At 41.6% G+C, this 2,782-nt stretch carries 1 protein-coding gene and 1 pseudogene; both read left to right on the top strand.

Features of this window, described 5'->3' with window-relative positions:
- Positions 1 to 268, top strand: a pseudogene (locus IM500_RS05995) (magnesium-protoporphyrin IX monomethyl ester (oxidative) cyclase); the annotation flags it as partial.
- Positions 269 to 541: 273 nt separating this feature from the next.
- Positions 542 to 2,506, top strand: a complete 1,965-nt coding sequence (locus IM500_RS05990) for a M48 family metalloprotease (protein ID WP_287737967.1) — start codon at positions 542 to 544, stop codon at positions 2,504 to 2,506.
- Positions 2,507 to 2,782: the final 276 nt, after the last annotated feature.

Below are 2,782 nucleotides of genomic sequence, written 5' to 3'. Positions count from 1 at the left end.
TGATCAAGAGGTAATTCGTCAGACTAATAATACCTCCGCTCGCGCTTTTCCAACTATTTTAAATGTGGACCATCCCCAATTTTTCCCCCGTTTAAACCGTTGTGCCGAACGTAATTTACAATTAAAAGCGATCGATGAAAGCAGCGCTCCTCAATGGCTAAAAACATTGCGTAAGTTACCCTTACAGCTAGGTATCGTCGGGAATCTATTGCGATTGTATCTGATTAAACCCATAGATGCAGAAGCCACCAGAGAAATGGTACTTTAATCAGTTATCAGTGGGTAAGTTATCAGTTATCAGTTAAGTAGTCATGCAAAATAAATTTCCTAGTGAAGATAGGCAAGAGGCAAGAGGCAAAAGCTTGATCGAAATGTATAATTAATTTTGCTTAGGTCCTGATCAGAGTTTTAAGTTCACTGATTACTGTTTACTGCTCACTGAAAAATCCCCCACACCCCACACCCCCACTTCCCCAACTCCTTTAATCTTTGCTACGATTCTGGGTATCTCTAAAGATAGATAAACAGCTAAGGGATATCTATGTCACTGGAAGAAGGATTAAAATGTCTGCAGCTAAAGGATTACGCAAGGGCTGTAGAATTACTGGAAGAATATTGCCAACAGTCAGCTAATTTTCATTCTCCCTTATATATTCAAGCTAAAATGGCTCTTGTTCGGGCCTATCGCAGCAATAATCAACGGCAACAAGCGATCGCCTTAGCTCTGGAATTAGAAAATCATCTTGATCAGGAAGTTAGTCAGTGGGCCAAACGATTACTGACAATCTTTAGTGCTGAACAAAAAACCATCGGTATTGCCACTAATGGGGTCAAATTTCGATCGCTGCCCAAGGCAGCACGAGCAGCACGGGTAAGTGTCCGGTTATCCCGGACTATCCCCGAAAATAGACTTATTTTTGCTAGAATATTGACAATTACGGCTTTTTATGCTATATTATTTGGTCTTTTTTTGGTAATTACCCGTTTGCTGCTCATCCCTGCGGGGACGGGTGTAATTATTGCCTTGCTCTTGACCGGTTTCTTAGGCGGACTCATCCTTTTTATCGCCCCGAATCTAATTGATTGGACACAAAAACGTCTTTATCGAGTGCGTTGGGTGTCCTTAGCGGAAATTAAACGGTATAGCCCGGAATCGGCGGCGGTAATTGGGCGTGTATGCCGAGAAAAAGGGTTAAAACCGCCAAAACTAGGCATTATCGAAGACGGACAGCCCCTCGCTTTTACCTATGGCTCTCGACGGGGTAATGCTCGCTTAGTAGTTAGCAGAGGTTTATTTACCTATCTCGACGATGAGGAAGTAGCGACGGTATATGCTCATGAATTAGGGCATATTTGGCAGGGAGACTTTGCCCTGATGACTATCTGTGCTAGTTTCGACCATTTAAGCTGTTATCTCGATTCTTTTGCTCAAAATCAAGGTAATAATTTTCAAGACACAGTTTTTCTAGGCCTTCTCTCACCAATTATCACTATTTTTAGGCAAATTCTTGTTTTTTGCTGTCTTTATCTGTCTCGTACTAGAGAATACTTCGCCGATCATTTTGCTGCCCAAGTTACTGGTAATCCCAATGCTTTGGCCCGCGCTTTAGTAAAAATTGCCTTTGGTTTAGTCCAAGAAACTGCCCAGTTTAGTCCCCTGTCATTCAGTACAAATGTATTAAATATTGCCCTGGAGCAGGATGCGATCATTGCCGGTAACGTTTATGGTATCGCATTGGAGTCTCGCCGGATCGGACAGAGTTTTCTCTGGGATATATATAACCCTTGGGCCAAATGGTTAGAGTTGCAATCTAATCATCCCCTGACTGGTGAAAGGATTCGCGCTTTAACTAACTATGCCCGACAGATGGATCTAGATATAGAATTTAGTCTGGGGAAATTATTACGCCAAGAAATGGAATTAGATTCCAAGAAACTCTATCAAAACTTTTTTCTACGACTGTGTTTATATTATGCTTCGGGACTAGGCTTTATTATTGGGGTTGTCATAGCTGGTTTTCTTTGGCTGAAATTTAGCTCTTGGGGTGCATTGGCCCTAATTTTAGTCGGTGGGGGTTTGGGTATAATTATCAATCGATTAGCCAGTTATCCTCGTCTCAACAATGCTAGTTTCAGCGATATTTTTTCTTTAACTGATAATCCTTACAGTCATCCCCTCCCAGCTATCCCCGTCCGACTCCGCGGTGAGTTAATTGCTCAAGGAAAGAATTTCTTTCTTAAAGATAGCACCGGCATAATTCCCCTCGCTCCTAACTATCGTTTTGGTTTTTGGCATAAAATCAGGACTACTAACTCCCCCATGGCAACAACAAATAATACATATGTACAAGTTCTCGGTTGGTTTCGTCGCGATTTATCTCCTCGTCTGGAATGGAGTCAAATAACTCACTCTGGCGGAAATATTCGGTTTTATCCCCGTTTTTGGCCTTTGGTTAGCGGTTTTGGCTTATTAGTCTCCGGTTTAATTATCGCAGTCACATTTTAAGCATCGCAAAAAACTGCCACTTCATCCCTTTTCTAGTTTTAGGTACTTGCTTGGATAGTAGCCAATCTTTGAGCGGCAATCCCTAAAATCCTCTAGTCTTACACCCCGAAAACTATTGATAACTATTGATAAAACTTAATAATTATCATTGGCTTACCTATTTATGTTTAAAATCCTATATAGCTATGTAGTCAAGTAATTTCCATCATGGTAACTACCGTCGAACCCCCCTCCCAGAAAAAAGCTGTTCTGCGCGAAACTATCCTCACTCCTCGT

It is taken from the genome of Microcystis sp. M179S2 (assembly GCF_020245805.1).
Taxonomy (GTDB): domain Bacteria; phylum Cyanobacteriota; class Cyanobacteriia; order Cyanobacteriales; family Microcystaceae; genus Microcystis; species Microcystis aeruginosa.
This window is presented reverse-complemented; position numbering and strand designations above follow the sequence as displayed.

Excerpts from the sequence above, each read along its gene's own strand:
- IM500_RS05990 (WP_287737967.1), top strand. The coding sequence starts at position 542 with ATGTCACTGGAAGAAGGATTAAAATGTCTGCAGCTAAAGGATTACGCA.